Genomic DNA, 18,205 nt, shown 5'->3' on the forward strand with positions numbered 1-18,205 from the left:
CATCAACCCCGCGTAAGGAGATGCAGATATGCCTGAAGTAACGCAGCCGCCGCATAAGGATGGTGACTTCTTTGTCGATTACGAGTCCAAGGTTTTCGAGGATGTTAAGGCCGATCCCGGTGAGAAGGCGCTCGTAACCTTCCACACGGTGGCGTTCGAAGGCTCCATCGGGCTTGTGAACATTCTCAATGCCATTCGCTTGCAGCGGAAAGGCTACGAGACTTCGATCCTTCTCTACGGTCCGGGCGTGACACTGGGGATCCAGCGAGGCTTTCCCAAGCTCGGAGACGAAGCCTTTCCCGGTCACCTGAACTTCAACAAGAACCTCGAGCGCTTCATGAAGGAAGGCGGCAAGGTCTACGCATGTCGCTTCGCACTTCAGGCACTCTATGGGCACGGCGAACCGGCTCTGATCCCCGGCATCATCCCAATCCTGCCCCAGGACGTGCTGGACTGCGTGCTTCTGCACAAGAAAGCCAACGCCCTGATCATCGACACATGGACCGTCTGATTTGACCTCGGCACCCCGTTCCGCAGCGAACGGGGTGCTTCGTTGCAGGTAATGCGAAGGAGCCAGTCATGCCCAAAACAGTACGTGCCGCCGCCGTCCAGATCGCGCCCGACCTAACCTCGCGCGCCGGCACTGTCGAGCGGGTCCTGAATGCGATCGCCGAAGCCGCAGACAAAGGCGCGGAACTGATCGTATTTCCCGAGACGTTCGTGCCCTGGTATCCCTATTTCAGCTTCGTTTTGCCACCGGTTCAGCAAGGCCCTGAGCACCTGCGGCTTTATGAGGAAGCGGTCACGGTACCATCGGCGGAAACGCGGGCTGTTGCTGATGCCGCGCGCAAGCGCAATGCGGTCGTCGTCCTTGGCGTGAACGAACGCGACCACGGCTCCCTCTACAACACCCAACTGATCTTCGACGCGGATGGCAGCCTGAAACTCAAGCGCCGCAAGATCACGCCGACCTATCACGAGCGGATGATCTGGGGCCAGGGCGATGGCGCCGGTCTGAAGGTTGTCGACACTGCCGTCGGTCGCATGGGGGCCTTGGCATGCTGGGAGCATTACAATCCTCTGGCGCGCTATACGCTGATGGCCCAGCATGAGGAAATTCACGCCTCGCACTTTCCCGGCTCTCTGGTGGGTCCAATCTTCGGCGAACAGATCGAAGTCACCATGCGCCACCACGCGTTGGAATCGGGCTGTTTCGTGGTCAATGCCACCGGCTGGCTGAACGAGGAGCAGATCGCATCTATTCATCCAGACCCCGCCTTGCAGAAGGGGCTGCGCGATGGGTGCATGACCTGCATCATAACCCCGGAAGGCCGCCACGTCGTACCGCCCCTGACCTCGGGCGAAGGCATCTTGATCGGCGATCTGGACATGCGGCTCATTACCAAGCGCAAGCGGATGATGGATTCGGTCGGACACTATGCTCGGCCCGAACTGCTGCATCTTGTCCATGACACGACGCCCGCACGCGCACGCGAGCAGGTCGGCCTTTCAGGCGATTTTTCCGATGCGGAGCAAGACAAGCTATTTGAGGAGGTTCAAGATGCGTGAGCTGCCATCGATAGATCCGGAACTCATCAACGACCTCCAGACGCGAGGAATGCGTCTCGTCGATCCGCGGGCCGGCCACGAGAGCAGGCGCGGCGGTGCAGGCCCTTCGGACCATAAGGCAGTCAATTTCGGCGACACAACCGTAATGGTGCCGGTACATACCGCACCCGCATTCGACAGCCCCTATCTGGTGGAAGCGCCAGATGCCGACGGCCGTGCGCGCATCACCAAGGAAGGATCCGAGGTCGCACGAATTCGATTTCCCAATCGTCCGCGATTTTACGACCTGACCACCTCAGACGGCATTCCGTACAACAAGATCGCGGTTCTTCATTCGCGCGACGTGCTCGCCACGACCATCCTACAGACCTGCATTCGTTATGAAAGCCGCAAGAAGACCTGTCAGTTCTGTTCGATCGGCCAAAGCCTTGCAGCCGGCCGGACTGTCGCGCACAAAACTCCCGCGCAACTGGCGGAGGTCGCCAAGGCGGCCGTCGAACTCGACGGCGTGAAGCACATGGTGATGACCACCGGCACGCCTGCCGGCAAGGACCGTGGTGCTGCGGTTTTGGCAGAGAGCGCGCGCGCAGTTAAAGCCATCGTCAACCTGCCGATCCAGGTGCAATGCGAGCCGCCGGAAGACGATATCTGGCATGAGCGGATGAAGAGCGCCGGCGCAGATGCTTTGGGCATGCATCTTGAAGCGGTGACGCCCGAGGTACGGGAACGGATCATGCCGGGCAAGGCCAGCGTCCCGCTTGAAAAGTACTTTTCGAGCTTCGAGGCTGCAGTGAAAGTCTTCGGGCGAGGACAGGTCTCGACGTATATTCTCGCGGGGCTGGGCGATACGCGTCAAGCCATCCTCGATATGTCTACTCGACTGGTCGCAATGGGCGTCTACCCATTCGTCGTCCCGTTCGTGCCGATCTCCGGAACACCACTGGAAAGTCACCCGGCACCGAAGTCCGACTTCATGGCCTCCATCCTGGCTCCCCTGTCGCAGATCATCATCGACGGCGGACTGAAGGCCTCGGATATCAAGGCCGGTTGTGGCAAATGCGGCGCTTGCTCGGCCCTTTCGACCTATGAAAAGCTGAGGATCCCGGCATGAGCCACATGGATCATTCAGCGTTTATCAGCCCGGAATTCCTGATCCGCGCCGCCTCTGAGCTTTGGGAATTTCTAGGTGTATCTCGTCTCAGGCATCAGGTCTTTGTGGAAGAACAGCGCATCTTCTTCGGCAACGACCGTGACGAAATCGACGCTACGGCAATCCCGCTCGTGGCCATCGCCACATTGGCGGCCGAGCCTGCGGACGTCGTGGGCACTGTCAGGATACATGAGCCCGCGCCCGGCATCTGGTGGGGTTCGCGCCTTGCGGTCGCTCCCGCATATCGCAAAGTCGGAAGGTTGGGTGCGGAGCTGATCCGGTTGGCGGTGAGTACCGCGAATGGCCTCGGGTGCAGTGAGTTTCACGCCCATGTCCAGCTTCAGAACGTACCTCTTTTTCGCCGGCTGCATTGGGAGCCGCAAGGAGAGATCGACCTACATGGCTTGCGCCACATGCACATGCTGGCCTCACTCGATCACTATCCCCCCATATGCGACCCGACCATCGGCTGGTCCGCCAGAGCACGGAGGCCATGATGGACGTCCATGCCTTGGCGGCAGCACTCGCAGCCCACCCATCGATCCGCAGCAAACTGGACATAGCAGGCACGACGCGAGCGCTCTCGATATCAGCCGGAACCGCGGGAATGCCGGGCGACGATGCCGCCGCAATTCCAGCTCCGAACGGCACTTGGGATCTGCTGGCGGGGGAAGGTTTCATGCCCCAGTTCGTGCAAGACGATCCGTGGTTCGCCGGGTGGTGCGGCGTGATGGTGAACCTCTCGGACATCGCTGCCATGGGAGGGCGTGCGACCGCGCTGCTCGATGCCGTGTGGGCACCGGACGCGGCGTCTGCCGAGCCCCTGCTTACCGGGCTACGGGATGCAGCGATGACCTACGGCGTGCCGATTGTCGGTGGTCACACGAACCTCCGAAGCAAAGATCTTAATCTCGCCGTTTCGGTGATGGGACGTGCAAAGAAGCTGATTTCCAGCTTTGCAGCCGCCCCTGGAGATCTGCTTATCGCAGCCATCGATCATCGCGGGCAGTATCGGCCAAGTTTCGACAACTGGTGCGCCGCCCTTGATGCGCCCCATGAACGGCTACGCCGCGACTACGAGATCCTTCCGGAGCTTGCCGAGGCCGGTCTGGTGGATGCCGGAAAGGACATCAGTCAGGGCGGTATTGTCGGCACAGCGCTGATGCTAGCGGAATCGTCACGCTGCGGCTTCGATATCGCGCTGGCCGACATCCCGCTTCCGCAAGGCGTTCAACTCGAACGCTGGCTGCGCAGCTTCCCGAGCTTCGGCTTTCTCCTTTCGGTCCGCCCGGAACGGGCAGAAGAGGTCTGCGACGTGTTTGCTGCTCGGAGCATCAGCGCAGCTGCCATCGGTCATGCAACGGACAGCTCCCGGATCGATCTAACGAGCGGTGGCGCCCGGGCAACTTTCTGGGACTACGCGGCAGCCCCCTATATCGCGCTCGCAAAGGAGATCGCCCATGCCTGAAGTACGCTTCACCATTCGATGGCCTGATGGCATGGAGGAGAGCTGCTACTCGCCCTCGACCGCCATAACGCGCCATCTCGAAGCCGGATGCACGTATCCGCTGACTGAATTTGTCGAACGTGCGCGCACCGGTCTAAACGAAGCATCGGACCGCGTCACGGCTAAATTCGGCTTCGCCTGCTCCTCAGCACTCGATCAGCTCGCACAGATCGAAGCCACGGCCACCAACCAGCCTGCCGATTCTCAAGTCACCTGTCTCTCGATGTCATGAAAGGGTTCGTTATGACCGACACCATCGTACCGCACGTACCAGTTCTCATCATCGGGGGCGGCCAGGCTGGCCTTTCGGTCAGTTGGTATCTGATGAAGGAAGGAATCGAACACATCGTTCTCGAGCGCCACCGGAAGTTCGAAAGCTGGCGCAACAATCGCTGGGACAGTTTCTGTCTGGTCACACCGAATTGGCAATGCCGCCTGCCTGGCTGGCACTATAAAGGCGCGGATCCCGATGGTTTCATGCTCAGGCAAGAGATCGTAGACTATCTGGATGGCTTTGCAGAAAGCTTCAACCCGCCGGTCCGTGAAGGGGTGGACGTCACGCATGTCTCCCCTCGCGAAGGCGGCGGATACTGGATCGAGACCAGCTCTGGCACCTTGACTGCAGATCAGGTTGTGGTTGCGACAGGCGGGTATGACAATCCAATCGTGCCGTCCTACGCGGCAGATCTGGACGCCTCTATCCTACAGATGCACTCGCGCGATTACCGGCGTCCGTCGCAACTGCCAGATGGCGGAACCTTGATTGTAGGCACAGGGCAATCTGGCGTGCAGATCATGGACGACTTCCATCTGGAAGGTCGTCCGGTGCATCTTGCCGTAGGGCCGGCCCCGCGCAGCCCGCGCAAATATCGTGGGCGCGACGCGACAGATTGGCTTTACGATGCAGGAACCTATGCCGTCACGATCGATAGCCATCCCGATCCTGTAAAAGCGCTCACCCAGACGAACCATTACATGTCCGGGCGCGACGGCGGCAAGGAGATCGATCTGCGCAAATACGCCCTGGAGGGCGTGCGGCTATACGGATCTGTCGCGGGCGGCTCCGGCACAACGATGACGTTCCTGCCCGACCTTGAGAAGAACCTCGATGATGCTGACCGGAGCTACCTGGGTATACGTAAGCAGATCGATGCCTGGATCGCCGCGCAGGCAATCGATGCTCCGGAGGAACCCCCTTTCGAAAAGGTCTGGCGTCCCGCTCAAGAAATCACCGAAGTTGATCTCGCGGAGGCAGGCATAACGTCGATCATTTGGGCAATCGGTTTCCGTCCGGATTATTCGTGGTTGAAGGTCGACTGCCTGGATCAGCGAGGCAAGCCTGTGTTCCGTCGCGGCGTAACGGATGCACCGGGTCTTTATTTCATAGGTCTTGGCTGGTTGAACACTTGGGGCTCGGGCCGATTTCTTGGCATCGACGAGGACAGCCAGTATCTCGCCGAACAAATAGTGGCACTCCAAAAGGACAGGCTGGCCGCATGAGCACCTTTCAGCTCGCCAGGCATGAAGGAACGGAGCTTATCGAACGCCACGTTCTAGGCATGGCGGAAATGGGCTACAGCGGCATTTCGGAGCAATGGCTCAAGCGACGTGCCGGTGATTTGCACTGGCGGCTCATCGCGCGCGCCATGGGACAGCGGGATGCAGTTTTCACTTGCTCAGAGGGCGAGCCACTCTATGCTGCTTTTCGTGCGACCAGCTTGCAGCTCGTAAGACCCCATCTCCCCCGCCTGGGTGGGGAGATGACACTCGCCGCCGATCTCTACCGCGTCGGCCACGGGCGTCTGGCGTCACTTCTCCGCATCACCGCAGGCGGCGATACAGTAGGTCGCATGATTTTGGTCTCGACCTTTGTGGGACGCTCTGAACCCGGCGTCAACCGATCCGTCGTCCGAAGGAGCCCGCGAGCTTTGGCGATGCCGCCTGAGGCTCCCCTCGCGGTTCGTCGCGTTGCCGAGACGGCCTCGGCCGCCGCGCGAGACATTCGCAACAACCATCTTAAACTCTCCGCGATGTCACAAACCCAGATGGTCCTGCCGTGCCCGACGACAGACTTCAATGCCGCAGGACTTCTCTATTTCCCGAGCTACAGCGCATTGGCAGATCGGGGATTGTTTCAAGCAGGGGAGATGCACCCTGCAATGATCACCTCGCGGAATGTGGTTTATCTCGGCAATGCGGAGCCGGGAGAATGGATCGAGATCAGCTTCAAGAAGCTACCTTCAGGGCATGATGTCTTCCTGAAAGATTCAGACTTCAGACCGCTGGCGTTGATGCGGGTACGCTTTAATTGTGGCAGCGACAGCTCTGTAACCTCTTAACAGCGCGACGCTGTCAACAAGGAGTGCCGAGTCAAATGCGGCTACGGCAACTCACGCGATACCGCCTCATTAGTCTAGCTCTTGATGCGGATTGAACCGAAACACCTCAATAGGAGCCCGCCCAGCGGCCAAAACTGCGATATAAGCCTGCACCTCCTCCATTACATTTCAAAAAAGAATGTTGAAGCGGTTTCATCCGCTTGGGCAGATATCATCTCCCCTACAGACTAAATAGATGCCATCGTCAAGCCGGCCCCAGCATGATAAACGTTTCGCTCTTCGAGACGCCTTCCGTCGCACGAACCGTTGAAATTAACTCGTTCAATTCGGACATCGTGGAAACCTCGATCTCGGCGATCACGTCCCACACGCCGTTGGTGTTGGAAACGGCAGCGACGCCGGGGAGCCGTTTTACTGCTGACACAGCCGGCCGCGGTGGCCCGTTGATGGTGATCAGGATAAATGCTCTGATCAAATCCTTGCTGATGTCGTCCTTTAGACGAACCGTAAATCCTCTGATGTGCCCACCCTCGATCAACCGGTCCAGCCGCTTCTGAGCCGTCGCTCTGGCGACCCCAAGAAGCTGTGCAAGTTGCGGAACCGAGGCCCGGCCATTGATGCGTAATTCGGCAATCAGCCGCCTGTCCAGATCATCCACAGCAGATCCTCCAATTTCGTCATATCTATTACTATTTCGTCAAAAAATGAGGATATCAATCAGTTTACGTTCTTTTTTGTTCTTCATAAACCACTTACGACTCCTCCCATCGTTGCTGAAGCAGTCGGAAGTCATACGGGAACAGTCAATCGGCCCCTCTCGCATTCTGCGATCGAAGCTTGAAATTTGCGTCACAAGCCCCGCGACGATCAGCGATCTCGCGTCAACTGGGAGATAAAATATATGAAGTTTAGCAAAGTCCTTGCAGCGCTTGCTGTTGCTGCAGCTGTTTGTCTGCCCCTGGCAGCTGCCCACGCTGACGATCTGCAGAAGATAGAAAAAGCCGGAAAACTATCAGTTGCGCTTTCGGGCTCGTTTCCTCCCTTCAGCTTTGTCGATGAGAGCAATAAGGTCGTCGGCTTCGACGTCGATATCGGCACAGAGATCGCGAAGCGCCTCAAGGTAGAGCCGCAGATCATCACGACCGCCTGGGACGGCATTATCGCGGGCCTCGTTACCAGTCGCTACGACACCATTATCGGCTCCATGAGCATCACCGATGAGCGGAAGAAGGCGGTCGATTTCGTCGGCCCCTATTATCGCTCCGGTCTCGCGATCTTTGTGAAAACGGGCTCTGAGATTAAGACGGTCGATGCGCTCAAGGGTAAGACGATCGGCGTGACGCTTGGCGAAGCAGCGGAAAAGTGGGCGCGCGAACAGAACATGTTCGATATCCGCACCTATAAGGGCCTGCCCGAAATGCTTCTGGATGTGAATGCAGGCCGCGTCGATGCGATCGTCGCCGACGATGTTCCCGTCTTCGTTGCGATCGCCAAGAGCAACGCCCCGATCGAACAGGTCAAGGATGACCATATGCCGCGCTACGATATCGGCATCGCCATCCGAAAGGGCAATCCCGACCTTGCCGCTGCCATGCAGAAGGCGCTCGACGATATGATGAAAGACGGCACCTACGAGGCCATCTCGAAGAAGTGGATCGGCCAGGATATCCGCTGATCCGGCAGACCGGAGGGCCAAATCCCTCCGGCATTCCTTTCCTCCTCGATAATGCAAGTCCGCTTGAGCGAGCGCCTTAGCTTGCCCGTAGAGATTGGCCTTCTGGGCATCCTGCGCCAGTCGGATGCCTTACGTCTTCTCAATACGATCCGGAGTGCCCGGCATGGATTTTCAACTTATTGCGCGCCTAGCGCCCTTTATCGCCGAAGCCGCGCTGGTGACGGTCGAGCTGACCGTCTGCTCCCTGGCTCTCGGTCTCGTCGTTGCCACTGTTCTCGCCGCTGGCCGCTTTTCCAAGATTTTGCCCGTCCGTTTGCTGGCCACATTCTATGTCAGCATCATGCGCGGTACCCCGCTCCTGGTGCAGCTCTTCATCGTTTATTTTGGCGGTCCGCAGTTCGGGCTCGAACTGACCACGTTTGTCGCAGGCGTGCTCACGATGGGCTTGAACATCGGAGCCTATATGTCGGAAGGAATCAAGGGTGCGATCCTTGCCGTTGACAAGGGACAGACCGAAGCAGCGCGCTCCCTTGGCTTCGGTCGCCTCGACACGTTGCGGCTCTTCGTACTGCCACAGGCAGCGCCGCTGATGATTCGGTCACTAGGCGTTAACGCCGTGATCCTCTCGAAAAGCACGGCCCTCGTCTCGACTATTGGAGTGGTCGAGCTGACTTATGCGGCTCAGCGATTTGTCACCTCCACATACAAACCCTTCGAGGTCTTCGCGGTAGCGGGCGTCGCTTACATCGCCATCGTTGCGGCTATCTCGCTGATCGTCCGGAGCATTGAGGACGCCTTCAGGCCCGGTCAGGAGGCACGCCCATGACACTCGATTTCAGCGTCGTTTCCTCCTACACCGAGCTTCTTCTTACCGGTCTTCTCTGGACGATACTCATCACGTTCCTTTCGGGGGTCTGGAGCGTAATCCTCGGCATCCTGACTGCGATCACGACGCTGTATGGGCCAAAAATCGTCAGTCTGCCCATTCGTGCCGTGACGTTCCTCTTCATGGGAACGCCGCTCCTGCTGCAACTCTATCTGCTCTATTACGGGCTGTCGCAGGTGGGCGTGATGTTGCCCGCCTTCTGGACCGGTGTTGTCGGACTTAGCTTGCACTACGCGGCATATAATGCGGACATCTTTCGCGCCTCGATCGAAAGTGTCGATGCTGGACAGGCGGAAGCGGCAAGGTCCCTGGGCTTTGGCAGAACTGCCACCCTGCGCCACTTCATCGTCCCACAGGCGGTCCTGACTGCTCTTCCCCAGGTCGGCAACAACAGCATCATTCTCCTGAAGGACACAGCGGTCCTGTCTGTGCTCGGCATAACCGAGCTTGTGTTGAATGCGCAGCGCGCCATCAGCGAGACCTACCGTCCCTTCGAATTCTATTTCACCGCGGCCCTGCTCTATTATGTCGTCAATCTGGCGATGGAATTTTGTCTCGGCTTGGCCGCACGTAAAGCGGAAGCGATCCGATGACGTCTCAAACCCCAATGATAGAGTTGCGGAATATTCGCAAGGCCTACGGCGACCATGAAGTTCTGAAAGGCATAGACCTCAGCGTCGAGCGAGGAAAGATCGTCTCCATCATCGGTCCAAGCGGCTCCGGCAAGAGCACGCTTCTGCGGTCGATCAACATGCTTGAGGAGACATCGGGCGGCGAAATCTGGCTCGATGGCCAGCAGGTCAACCGTCCACTGAAAGGTCGCGCTTTCGAAAAGCACATCAATCAGATTCGGCAGGAAATGGGCATGGTGTTTCAGCAGTTCAATCTTTTCCCGCATCTGACGGTACTGCAAAACATCATGATCGGTCCCATGCGTCTTAAGGGTCTGTCCAAGTCGCAAGCACTGGACCGGGCAAACGCGCTGCTGGCCAAGGTCGGCCTTGCAGATAAAGGTCAAGCCTATCCAGCCCGGCTGTCAGGCGGGCAGAAGCAGCGTGTGGCGATCGCACGCGCGCTCGCCATGCAGCCGAAGGTCATGCTCTTCGACGAGGCAACCTCGGCGCTCGACCCGGAACTCGTCGATGAGGTCAACCTCGTCATGAAGCAGCTTGCGGCAGAGCACATGACAATGCTCATCGTCACGCATGAGATGCGTTTTGCGGCGGAGGTCTCCGACCACGTCATGTTCATGGATGGCGGTGTCGTCGTCGAGCAGGGCGAACCCTCCCGTGTTCTTTCGAACCCGACCGAAGAGCGCACCCGCGCATTTCTGCGCAAGCATCTCTCGAACTAAGAACGGAAAGCTATAATGACCAAGGTGCACGAAAAGATTGAGGCCGATGGCGGCAGCAAGATCGACAGCAACCGCGTCCGCGAGTTCGCCCTGCGCATCACCTCCTGGCCCAGCGAAACGGGAACTCCCGGAGAGGCATCCTTCGCTGGTCGGCTTCATGGGCTTTTGAGCGAATTTCCATATTTTCAGAAACATCCGGAAGATCTCAGGCTCGTCGAAAGCCACGGAGAGCCGCTCACTTACAATGTCGTCGCACTCGTGCGTGGAAAAGGCAGGCGTACGCTGGCGCTTGCCGGACATTACGATACGGTCGCCACCGACAACTATCATGAACTCAAACCGCTGGCCTGCGAGGCGCCTGCCCTCAAGGACGCCCTAATCGAGATGCTCTCAGGACGAGAGCACCGCTCGGAACAGGAAGAGCGCGCACTGCAGGATCTGGTGAGCGGCGAGTTCCTTCCCGGCCGCGGACTGCTTGACATGAAAAGCGGTATTGCCGTCGCGATCGCCGTCCTCGAACAGTTCACATCCGACCCTGCCCGCGAGGGCAACCTGATGCTGGTCGCCACGCCTGATGAGGAGCGGGAAAGCCGGGGCATGCGGTCTTTCCGCAATGCACTTCCGCAACTGGCGAAAGACCTTGATATCGATGTCGTCGCCGGCATTAACCTCGACGTGACCTCCGATCAGGGAGATGGCCGCGAAGGGCGCGCAGTTTATGCAGGGACGATCGGCAAGCTCCTGCCCTTCGCGCTGGTGATCGGCTTGAGCTCTCACGCCAGCTATCCGTTTGAAGGTGTCAGCGCCCAGGCCATGGCAGCGGGAATTCTCGCGCGGCTGGAAGGCAATGCGGCTTTGGCGGACAGAGATGAAAACGACATATCTCCCCCGCCGATCTGCCTTGAAGCCAAAGATCTTCGCGATGGCTATGAGGTGACGACGCCCGAGAGATTCTGGATCGCCTTTAACTGGCTCTATCATTCCATGAGCGCGGATGATCTCTTCGACCGCTTTCGCGAAGAGGTTTTAAACGGCGCCACCAACGCTGTCGACCAGTTCACTGCGCAGTCTTCAGAATACGGCCGTTTGGTCGGGCGTAGTGCTGGCGCAACGCCAGCAAAGCCTCGGCTTTTCACTTTCCATGAGCTCCGAAAACTGGCGGCCGATGCCATAGGTGATGGTTTTGAGGCGCTTTACAGGACGAAGGAGCAGGAATACCACCATATCGACAATCCCCTCGTTCTCAGCCGCCTGCTGACGGAATGGCTGATCGGCATTGCACGCGTTTCCGGACCGGCGGTGATCATCGGCTTTTCCGGGCTGCACTATCCATCGAGCCATCTGCGCCTTGATGAACAGGAAGATCGTAATCTGCATCACGCCATCGAGAAGGCGCGCTCGCGTCTTGGCAACGATCCGCAGCGCGGTCTGGTCTGGAAACCGCATTTCCAGGGCATCTCCGATATGAGCTTCCTTGGGATGGCAAGCAGCGCAAGCGCGGTGGTTTCGAACAATACGCCGATTTTACGCTTGGTCGATCAGGCCCCGGAGAATGCGTTGCGGTTTCCCACGGTCAATCTTGGCCCCTGGGGGCGTGAATTTCATCAGAAATTCGAACGTGTCCACGAGCCCTATGCGTTCGGCGTACTGCCCGGCCTCGTTGCCGATATCGCGAACATGTTCCTTGCCTCCACCGATAGCGATCGATGATCTGCTGCGGAAACGAAGCTTTGGCGCACGCTCCCCACGACCGAAACCCAAAAAAGGAACAAGCCGCGATGACTGCTCACACCAATCTGAACACCGTCCCGTTCGTCAGCGTCGATCACATGATGAAGCTCGTGCTGAAGATCGGCGTCGAAACTTTCTTGACCGAGCTTGCTGCTGTGATCGAGGAAGATTTCCGCCGTTGGGAGCAGTTCGACAAGACACCGCGGGTCGCTTCGCATTCCGACGAGGGCGTCATTGAGCTGATGCCGACGAGCGATGGGACGCTTTATGGGTTCAAGTACGTCAACGGACACCCGAAGAACACGAAGGATGGTCGCCAGACGGTCACGGCCTTTGGCGTCCTATCGAATGTCGACAACGGGTATCCCATGCTGCTGTCGGAAATGACGATCCTGACCGCCTTGCGCACGGCAGCAATGTCGGCAGTCGCTGCCAGGCATCTTGCCCGCGCAAATTCCAGGACGATGGCAATCATCGGCAACGGTGCTCAAAGCGAATTTCAGGCGCTTTCGTTCAAAGCGATCGTCGGGGTGACCGATCTCAGGCTCTACGACATAGATCCGTTGGCTTCAGAACGCTGCGCGAGAAATCTCGCCGACAAAGGTTTCAACATCAAAACGTGCTCGTCAGCCCAGGAGGCGGTGGAAGGCGCCGACATCATCACCACCGTCACGGCAGACAAACAATATGCGACCATCCTTTCGGACAACATGGTTGGACCGGGGGTGCATATCAATGCCGTCGGCGGCGATTGCCCCGGCAAGACGGAACTTCACAAAGACATTCTGCTGCGCTCCGATATCTTCGTCGAATACCCTCCGCAAACGCGCATCGAAGGCGAAATCCAGCAATTGGACGCCGATTATCCGGTCAAGGAGCTTTGGGAAGTCATTTCCGGAAGACGGGACGGTCGGGAATCCGAAAGAGCAATCACCCTCTTCGACAGCGTGGGCTTCGCCATCGAAGACTTTTCCGCGCTTCGCTATGTCCGAAGCAAGCTTGAAGAGACCGGGCTCTTCATCGATCTCGACCTGCTCGCAGACCCTGACGAGCCGCGCGACCTCTACGGCATGCTGTTGCGGAGCGATGCAGCCTACAAAGCGACCGTCGGCATAGGATAAGGGACCAGGCAAGGGCACGATGTGAAATCCGCTTATCGCCCGTCATAAAAGCTCGAGAACCCGCCTTCTTCTACGTCAGGCTTTTCCAGCGCGATCGCAATACCCTGGCCAACGCCGATACACATCGTCGCCAGGGCTCTCTCCTTGCCGGAAAGCGATAGCTCCAGTGCTGCCGTTCCGGCGATGCGGGCGCCCGACATGCCAAGCGGATGGCCAAGAGCAATCGCGCCGCCATTGATGTTGGCGCGCGGATCGTCATCTGCCAGGCCCAGTTGACGCAGGGTGGCAAGGCCCTGAGAGGCGAAGGCCTCGTTGAGTTCGATGATGTCGAGCGTCTCCTGCTTCCAACCGAGACGGTCCAGCAGTTTTTGCGAGGCCGGTGCAGGACCGATGCCCATGACCCTCGGGGGAACTCCCGCCGTTGCGCCGCCGACGATGCGGGCCAAGGGTTTTAGGCCGTATTTTGCGGCAGCGGCTTCGGACGCGATGATCAGCGCCGCCGCGCCATCGTTGACACCGGATGCGTTACCCGCGGTCACCGATGCGCCTTCCATGCGATTGACCGGTTTCAGCTTGGCCAAAACGTCGAGGCTCGTTGCGCGTGGATGCTCGTCTTTCTCCACCAATATAGCATCGCCCTTTTTCTGCGGGATGCTGACAGGCGTGATCTCTTTCGCAAGTCTTCCATTGGCTTGTGCGCGGGCAGCCTTGTCTTGGCTTCGCAACGCAAAGGCATCCTGATCCTGCCGCGAGACCTTGTAGTCGAGCGCGACATTGTCTCCCGTCTCCGGCATGGAATCCACGCCATAAAGAGACTTCATCTGCGGGTTCACGAAGCGCCAGCCAATGGTGGTATCGTAGATTTCGGCATTGCGGGAAAAGGCGGTCTCAGCCTTCGGCACGACGAATGGCGCGCGGCTCATGCTTTCCACACCGCCTGCGATCATCAAATCCGCTTCGCCCGCCCTGATGGCGCGCGTCGCGGTGATCACGGCATCCATACCGGAGCCGCAGAGACGATTGATCGTCGTGCCTGTGACGGAAACGGGCAATCCCGCCAGAAGAAGCGACATGCGCGCGACGTTCCTGTTGTCCTCTCCGGCCTGGTTCGCGCAGCCGAAGATCACATCATCGACCGCGTCCCAATCCACATTCGGGTTTCGCTCCTTCAGGGCCATCAAAGGAACGGCGCCCAGATCATCCGCGCGGATCGAGGAGAGTGCGCCGCCGTAACGGCCAATGGGCGTGCGGATGTAATCGCAGATATACACGTCAATCATTGATGCTCCTCCAGCTTCCGGTGTCGGCGCCTCCCAGCGGCCGACAAAAGTGATAATCGCCATAGCCGAGCCATCCGTAAGACACCTGATCTGGGGCAACAACTGACAAGAAGTCATCCACACGAGCAGAGAAACTTGGGCAATCCGCTGCCTTCGACAAGCGAGAACCACCCGCATGCGTTATTCGGCATGTATCGGGGACATGATCCCGGGTCACCTCTGCCCGGCGAGTTTTCCCCGTCGTTCAGCGCATTCTTGGCGGTCACGTGGGAAGGTTGCCAAGTCAGGAGCGCCGATCCAAGAATATTCGTACCGCTTCCAGATCGGCAGAAAATCAGACTTCACGACGTCGGGCTGCTGAAGCCTACGGCTTGAATTGGGATCAACGGCTGGCGGTCTTTTCGCGCGACATTTGACAGAGATGTTGTTATCGCTTCGCGACATCGCTTATCCGTTGGAAACCCGTGTGGTATCGTACGAGGAATTGGCAAGATTAGCCCTTTGAACAGTCGATATCGAAGTCAGGTATATGCGCCGCCATGTCTAATCCTATGCCCCCTCTCAATCCATTGCGTACCTTCGAAATCGCAGCAAGGCTCAACAGCTTCACCCTGGCTGCGGACGAATTGAACGTTTCGCAGGTCGCGGTCAGCCGACAGGTCAAGGCGCTTGAGGATTATCTGGGTGTCGCCCTTTTCAACCGCTTGCACAGGGGTCTGGTGCTGACGCGAGAAGGACAGGAACTCTATCATGGGATTACCGAAGCGTTCCAGCAGATCGGAAATGCCGCAAGGCGCGTCTCAAGACGGGGTAGACGGGATATACTGGCAGTGCAGGCCTATACCACCTTTGCGCAGAGGTGGCTGATCCCGAGGCTGGTGGCCTTTCATACGGCCCATCCACGTGTCGAGGTGCGGTTGTCGTCCTCCGCCACCGCAGCAAATTTCGATACCCAGAACCTCGATGCAGCCATTCGCTCTGGCAATGGAGAGTGGCCCGAATTGCATGCCGAACGTCTTGTCGATGTAGAGCTGATACCGGTTTGCTCGCCATCCTTCCTGGAAGAGTTCCCGCTTAAGCAGCCCAGCGACCTTTCCAATGTCCGGCTTCTGTATTCGATGGCGCGCCCGCACGATTGGAGCGCCTGGGCCGAGAGCGTGAACTGCGATATCGTTTCGCATCAGGGCGTGAAGTTCGAAAATTCCGCTCTGGCATATGAGGCTGCCTCGGTAGACGTCGGTGTGGCCATTGCCGTACGTGTTTTCGTTGAGCGGCATCTTCGCAGCGGCGTTCTCGTCGCCCCTTTCGAGCAAACATGCCGAACGGGCGATGGCTATTACCTCACGTGGCCGAAAGACAAGCGTCCGTCTCAGCCACTCATGCAGTTTTTGAACTGGGTTCGAAAACAGATGGAAGAAGATTCGGCCCGCCTGCGATCATCGTAGCCGAACAAGCGCGCACAACGCAAAAAGCGCCGACGTTTGCGCCGGCGCTTTTCCAATGTCGGGATTTGCGCACCAGCTATTCGCCGATGACCACAAGAGCGTCTCCGGCCCTGACGCCCTGACCTTCAGGAAGCACGAAAACGGGGTTGATTTCGGCCTCGACAAGGCGGCCATCCAGAGAATGCGCCATATCGGCGAACGACAGGATGGTCGAGACCAGACCATCAGTATCAGCCAGCGGCTTGCCACGGAAACCTTTGAGAAGCGGCGCGCATTTGAGGCTGTCGATCATCGATACCGCCTGCTTCCTGTCGATCGGCAACAGTCGCAGGGACACGTCCTGATAAAGCTCCGTCGTGACGCCGCCTGCACCGAGCAGGATATAGGGCCCAAGCTGAGGATCGCGGTTGAAGCCAAGGATAAGCTCGACGCCGCCGGTGATATATTCCTGGACCAAAAAGCCATCGATGTGCGCGTCCGTGGCTAAACGCACCCGCGCCAGCATATCGTTGCAGACCTTCGAAACCTGATCTGGCGCAACGCCGACCACAACGCCGCCGACCTCTGATTTATGCAGGATCTCGTCCGACAATATCTTGATGACTACGGGACCGCCGAAACCCTTGGCAGCTTCCGCCGCTTCTTCAGCCGTCGCAACGGCGACTTCCTTGGTGACGGGAACGCCGAAACGTGCGTAAAGCGACTTGGCGTCGGCCTCGTTCATAGAACCGGCCACGATGTCCGAGCAGTCGATCTCCTGATGTTTGCGAGCTTCCACGCCGTCGGATTTGCCCACCTTCAACAAGGCGGTAAGCGCAGACGCACAACTTTCAGGCGCTGCGAATGCTGGCACTCCGCTGGTGTTGAGATGACGAACGATGCCCGGGGCCTCGGGGCTGACGTAAGCGATAAGTGGCTTATCTGTCATTGCCATGGACTCCAGCAGAGGTCGCGCCACGACATCCGGTTGACCGATCGAAGACGAACCGATCACAACGACAATGGCATCGAAGCTCGAGCTTTCCGCCAGTATCTTGAGGATCGACCGGAAGAGATCCGGTCGCAGGCCCGCAAGCGTGACGTCGATCGGGTTGCGATCCAGAACCGCCTCCTTCAGCTCCAAGGCCAGAAGTTTTTCGGCAGTGTCTTTGTCGGGGCTCGGCATATCAAGGCCGAGATAGCCGACATTATCGGCAACGATCGTCGCCGCGCCGCCAGTTGACGTCACGATGGCAACCCGCTTGCCCGCCAGTTTGCGACCCGACGCCAGGATCGCTGGAATGTCGAGAAGGTCTGCGAAGGTTTGGGCCCTGATGATGCCAAGCTGGCTGAACAGGGCATCGTAAACCTCATCGGCGCCGGCCAAGGCGCCGGTATGGGAGACGGCAGAATTTGCGCCGGATTCGGATTTGCCGACCTTGTAGACAACAATGCTTTTTCCCGCGTCGATGACACGTTTTGCAGCTGCCCTGAATTTGGCGGCGTTACGGATCGTTTCAAGGTACAGCGCGACGACGGACGTGGCGTCGTCCTCGGCAAAGGCATCGAGAAAATCCGATACTTCAAGGTCGCACTCGTTGCCCGTCGCCACGAGTTTGGAAAAACCGATGCCTCGGCCCGCAGCACGCGAAAGAAGCGATCCCATGATCCCGCCGCTTTGAGACAGCAGCGCGATCGAGCCCGTCGGAAAATCGTCCATCTCCATCGCGCCGGAGGCCGTAAGCATGATCTTGTCGGTCAGGTTGACCAGGCCGATGGTGTTGGGCCCGAGGATGCGCATGTTACCCGCGGCTTCCAGAAGCTGCTGTTGACGCGCCCGGCCATCTTCGCCGCTCTCGCCAAATCCCGACGCCAGGACGACGGCGGCTTTCGTGCCCGCCTGCGCCAACTGGCGAACGGAATCGATAACGCGGTCTGCGCCAACGAGAACCAATCCGAGGTCCGGAGCAGCGGGAAGCTCGCGCGGATCGGCATACGACTTGAGGCCGGCAATGGTGTCGTAACGTGGGTTGATCGGGTAAATGTCGCCTGCAAAGCCATGCCGTTGCAGGTAAGCTACGGGTCTCCCGGTCAGCTTTGCCGGATCATTGGACGCACCGACGACGACGACGCTTTGCGGGTTAAGAATTGTCCTGACGATATTCATAT

18 protein-coding genes are annotated in these 18,205 nt (G+C 58.6%); 15 read left to right on the forward strand and 3 right to left on the reverse strand.

What is annotated here, in order from left to right; all coding sequences use genetic code 11:
• The first annotated feature begins 28 nt into the window (after positions 1-28).
• The 8 genes from AT6N2_RS18340 (at position 29) to AT6N2_RS18375 (ending at position 6,565) form a co-directional block, all read left to right on the forward strand.
• Positions 29-511 carry an MSMEG_0572/Sll0783 family nitrogen starvation response protein gene (locus AT6N2_RS18340; RefSeq protein ID WP_013637302.1) on the forward strand — a complete coding sequence of 161 codons (483 nt, stop codon included), beginning with the start codon at positions 29-31 and terminating at the stop codon, positions 509-511.
• Positions 512-579: 68 nt separating this feature from the next.
• A complete protein-coding gene (locus tag AT6N2_RS18345; RefSeq protein ID WP_209090634.1) occupies positions 580-1,569 on the forward strand; it encodes a Nit6803 family nitrilase in 990 nt (329 codons plus the stop codon).
• Positions 1,562-2,680, forward strand: a complete 1,119-nt coding sequence (locus AT6N2_RS18350) for an MSMEG_0568 family radical SAM protein (RefSeq protein WP_209090635.1) — start codon at positions 1,562-1,564, stop codon at positions 2,678-2,680. The genes AT6N2_RS18345 and AT6N2_RS18350 overlap by 8 nt, the downstream gene beginning before the upstream one ends.
• Entirely contained in the window at positions 2,677-3,216 is a 540-nt protein-coding gene (locus AT6N2_RS18355) for an MSMEG_0567/Sll0786 family nitrogen starvation N-acetyltransferase (protein ID WP_209090636.1), read from the forward strand. Before AT6N2_RS18350 ends, AT6N2_RS18355 begins: the two co-directional genes overlap by 4 nt.
• Positions 3,213-4,187: a sll0787 family AIR synthase-like protein gene (locus tag AT6N2_RS18360; protein WP_337926172.1), complete on the forward strand. Its 975-nt coding sequence runs from the start codon at positions 3,213-3,215 to the stop codon at positions 4,185-4,187. The genes AT6N2_RS18355 and AT6N2_RS18360 overlap by 4 nt, the downstream gene beginning before the upstream one ends.
• Positions 4,180-4,458 carry an MSMEG_0570 family nitrogen starvation response protein gene (locus AT6N2_RS18365; RefSeq protein ID WP_209090638.1) on the forward strand — a complete coding sequence of 93 codons (279 nt, stop codon included), beginning with the start codon at positions 4,180-4,182 and terminating at the stop codon, positions 4,456-4,458. The genes AT6N2_RS18360 and AT6N2_RS18365 overlap by 8 nt, the downstream gene beginning before the upstream one ends.
• An 11-nt stretch (positions 4,459-4,469) precedes the next feature.
• Positions 4,470-5,726 carry an MSMEG_0569 family flavin-dependent oxidoreductase gene (locus AT6N2_RS18370; protein WP_209090640.1) on the forward strand — a complete coding sequence of 419 codons (1,257 nt, stop codon included), beginning with the start codon at positions 4,470-4,472 and terminating at the stop codon, positions 5,724-5,726.
• A complete protein-coding gene (locus AT6N2_RS18375; RefSeq protein ID WP_233282535.1) occupies positions 5,723-6,565 on the forward strand; it encodes a Pnap_2097 family protein in 843 nt (280 codons plus the stop codon). Before AT6N2_RS18370 ends, AT6N2_RS18375 begins: the two co-directional genes overlap by 4 nt.
• Positions 6,566-6,809: 244 nt before the next feature.
• Here the strand turns inward: AT6N2_RS18375 and AT6N2_RS18380 are convergent, their stop codons facing one another.
• Positions 6,810-7,223 carry an Lrp/AsnC family transcriptional regulator gene (locus AT6N2_RS18380; protein WP_060726746.1) on the reverse strand — a complete coding sequence of 138 codons (414 nt, stop codon included), beginning with the start codon at positions 7,221-7,223 and terminating at the stop codon, positions 6,810-6,812.
• 243 nt (positions 7,224-7,466) lie between these two features.
• Between AT6N2_RS18380 and AT6N2_RS18385 the strand changes: the two genes are divergently transcribed.
• The 6 genes from AT6N2_RS18385 to AT6N2_RS18410 all read left to right on the forward strand — a co-directional run bounded on the left by AT6N2_RS18385 (position 7,467) and on the right by AT6N2_RS18410 (position 13,332).
• Positions 7,467-8,240 (forward strand): transporter substrate-binding domain-containing protein, encoded by a 774-nt coding sequence (locus AT6N2_RS18385; RefSeq protein WP_144579092.1) that lies wholly within the window; start codon positions 7,467-7,469, stop codon positions 8,238-8,240.
• A gap of 163 nt (positions 8,241-8,403) precedes the next feature.
• Positions 8,404-9,066, forward strand: coding sequence for an amino acid ABC transporter permease (locus tag AT6N2_RS18390; protein ID WP_209090642.1), 663 nt, complete (start codon positions 8,404-8,406; stop codon positions 9,064-9,066).
• On the forward strand, positions 9,063-9,719 hold the full coding sequence (locus AT6N2_RS18395) for an amino acid ABC transporter permease (RefSeq protein WP_209090643.1): 657 nt from the start codon (positions 9,063-9,065) through the stop codon (positions 9,717-9,719). The genes AT6N2_RS18390 and AT6N2_RS18395 overlap by 4 nt, the downstream gene beginning before the upstream one ends.
• The gene (locus AT6N2_RS18400) at positions 9,716-10,480 is read left to right on the forward strand and encodes an amino acid ABC transporter ATP-binding protein (protein WP_144579095.1); all 765 of its coding nucleotides are present in this window, start codon (positions 9,716-9,718) and stop codon (positions 10,478-10,480) included. Before AT6N2_RS18395 ends, AT6N2_RS18400 begins: the two co-directional genes overlap by 4 nt.
• A 15-nt stretch (positions 10,481-10,495) precedes the next feature.
• On the forward strand, positions 10,496-12,190 hold the full coding sequence (locus tag AT6N2_RS18405; RefSeq protein ID WP_209090644.1) for a M20/M25/M40 family metallo-hydrolase: 1,695 nt from the start codon (positions 10,496-10,498) through the stop codon (positions 12,188-12,190).
• Between the two features lie 68 nt (positions 12,191-12,258).
• The gene (locus tag AT6N2_RS18410) at positions 12,259-13,332 is read left to right on the forward strand and encodes an ornithine cyclodeaminase (RefSeq protein ID WP_209090645.1); all 1,074 of its coding nucleotides are present in this window, start codon (positions 12,259-12,261) and stop codon (positions 13,330-13,332) included.
• Between the two features lie 32 nt (positions 13,333-13,364).
• On the opposite strand, the gene pcaF is transcribed toward AT6N2_RS18410, so the two are convergent.
• Positions 13,365-14,612 carry a 3-oxoadipyl-CoA thiolase gene (pcaF, locus tag AT6N2_RS18415; protein WP_209090646.1) on the reverse strand — a complete coding sequence of 416 codons (1,248 nt, stop codon included), beginning with the start codon at positions 14,610-14,612 and terminating at the stop codon, positions 13,365-13,367.
• A 539-nt stretch (positions 14,613-15,151) separates the two neighbouring features.
• On the opposite strand from pcaF, the gene gcvA reads away from it, so the two are divergent.
• The gene (gene gcvA, locus AT6N2_RS18420) at positions 15,152-16,057 is read left to right on the forward strand and encodes a transcriptional regulator GcvA (RefSeq protein ID WP_144579099.1); all 906 of its coding nucleotides are present in this window, start codon (positions 15,152-15,154) and stop codon (positions 16,055-16,057) included.
• A 76-nt stretch (positions 16,058-16,133) separates the two neighbouring features.
• Here the strand turns inward: gcvA and AT6N2_RS18425 are convergent, their stop codons facing one another.
• The gene (locus tag AT6N2_RS18425; RefSeq protein ID WP_209090647.1) at positions 16,134-18,203 is read right to left on the reverse strand and encodes an acetate--CoA ligase family protein; all 2,070 of its coding nucleotides are present in this window, start codon (positions 18,201-18,203) and stop codon (positions 16,134-16,136) included.
• Positions 18,204-18,205 lie beyond the last annotated feature (2 nt).

This window comes from Agrobacterium tumefaciens, from assembly GCF_017726655.1.
GTDB lineage: Bacteria > Pseudomonadota > Alphaproteobacteria > Rhizobiales > Rhizobiaceae > Agrobacterium > Agrobacterium tumefaciens_B.

Bases quoted from the DNA above. Each gene is read 5' to 3' on its own strand.
- AT6N2_RS18355 (WP_209090636.1), top strand. From the start codon at position 2,677: ATGAGCCACATGGATCATTCAGCGTTTATCAGCCCGGAATTCCTGATC.
- pcaF (WP_209090646.1), bottom strand. From the start codon at position 14,612: ATGATTGACGTGTATATCTGCGATTACATCCGCACGCCCATTGGCCGT.
- AT6N2_RS18395 (WP_209090643.1), top strand. From the start codon at position 9,063: ATGACACTCGATTTCAGCGTCGTTTCCTCCTACACCGAGCTTCTTCTT.
- AT6N2_RS18350 (WP_209090635.1), top strand. From the start codon at position 1,562: ATGCGTGAGCTGCCATCGATAGATCCGGAACTCATCAACGACCTCCAG.
- AT6N2_RS18360 (WP_337926172.1), top strand. From the start codon at position 3,213: ATGATGGACGTCCATGCCTTGGCGGCAGCACTCGCAGCCCACCCATCG.
- AT6N2_RS18385 (WP_144579092.1), top strand. From the start codon at position 7,467: ATGAAGTTTAGCAAAGTCCTTGCAGCGCTTGCTGTTGCTGCAGCTGTT.
- AT6N2_RS18425 (WP_209090647.1), bottom strand. From the start codon at position 18,203: ATGAATATCGTCAGGACAATTCTTAACCCGCAAAGCGTCGTCGTCGTC.
- AT6N2_RS18365 (WP_209090638.1), top strand. From the start codon at position 4,180: ATGCCTGAAGTACGCTTCACCATTCGATGGCCTGATGGCATGGAGGAG.
- AT6N2_RS18405 (WP_209090644.1), top strand. From the start codon at position 10,496: ATGACCAAGGTGCACGAAAAGATTGAGGCCGATGGCGGCAGCAAGATC.
- AT6N2_RS18400 (WP_144579095.1), top strand. From the start codon at position 9,716: ATGACGTCTCAAACCCCAATGATAGAGTTGCGGAATATTCGCAAGGCC.
- gcvA (WP_144579099.1), top strand. From the start codon at position 15,152: ATGTCTAATCCTATGCCCCCTCTCAATCCATTGCGTACCTTCGAAATC.
- AT6N2_RS18370 (WP_209090640.1), top strand. From the start codon at position 4,470: ATGACCGACACCATCGTACCGCACGTACCAGTTCTCATCATCGGGGGC.
- AT6N2_RS18340 (WP_013637302.1), top strand. From the start codon at position 29: ATGCCTGAAGTAACGCAGCCGCCGCATAAGGATGGTGACTTCTTTGTC.
- AT6N2_RS18410 (WP_209090645.1), top strand. From the start codon at position 12,259: ATGACTGCTCACACCAATCTGAACACCGTCCCGTTCGTCAGCGTCGAT.
- AT6N2_RS18375 (WP_233282535.1), top strand. From the start codon at position 5,723: ATGAGCACCTTTCAGCTCGCCAGGCATGAAGGAACGGAGCTTATCGAA.
- AT6N2_RS18390 (WP_209090642.1), top strand. From the start codon at position 8,404: ATGGATTTTCAACTTATTGCGCGCCTAGCGCCCTTTATCGCCGAAGCC.
- AT6N2_RS18345 (WP_209090634.1), top strand. From the start codon at position 580: ATGCCCAAAACAGTACGTGCCGCCGCCGTCCAGATCGCGCCCGACCTA.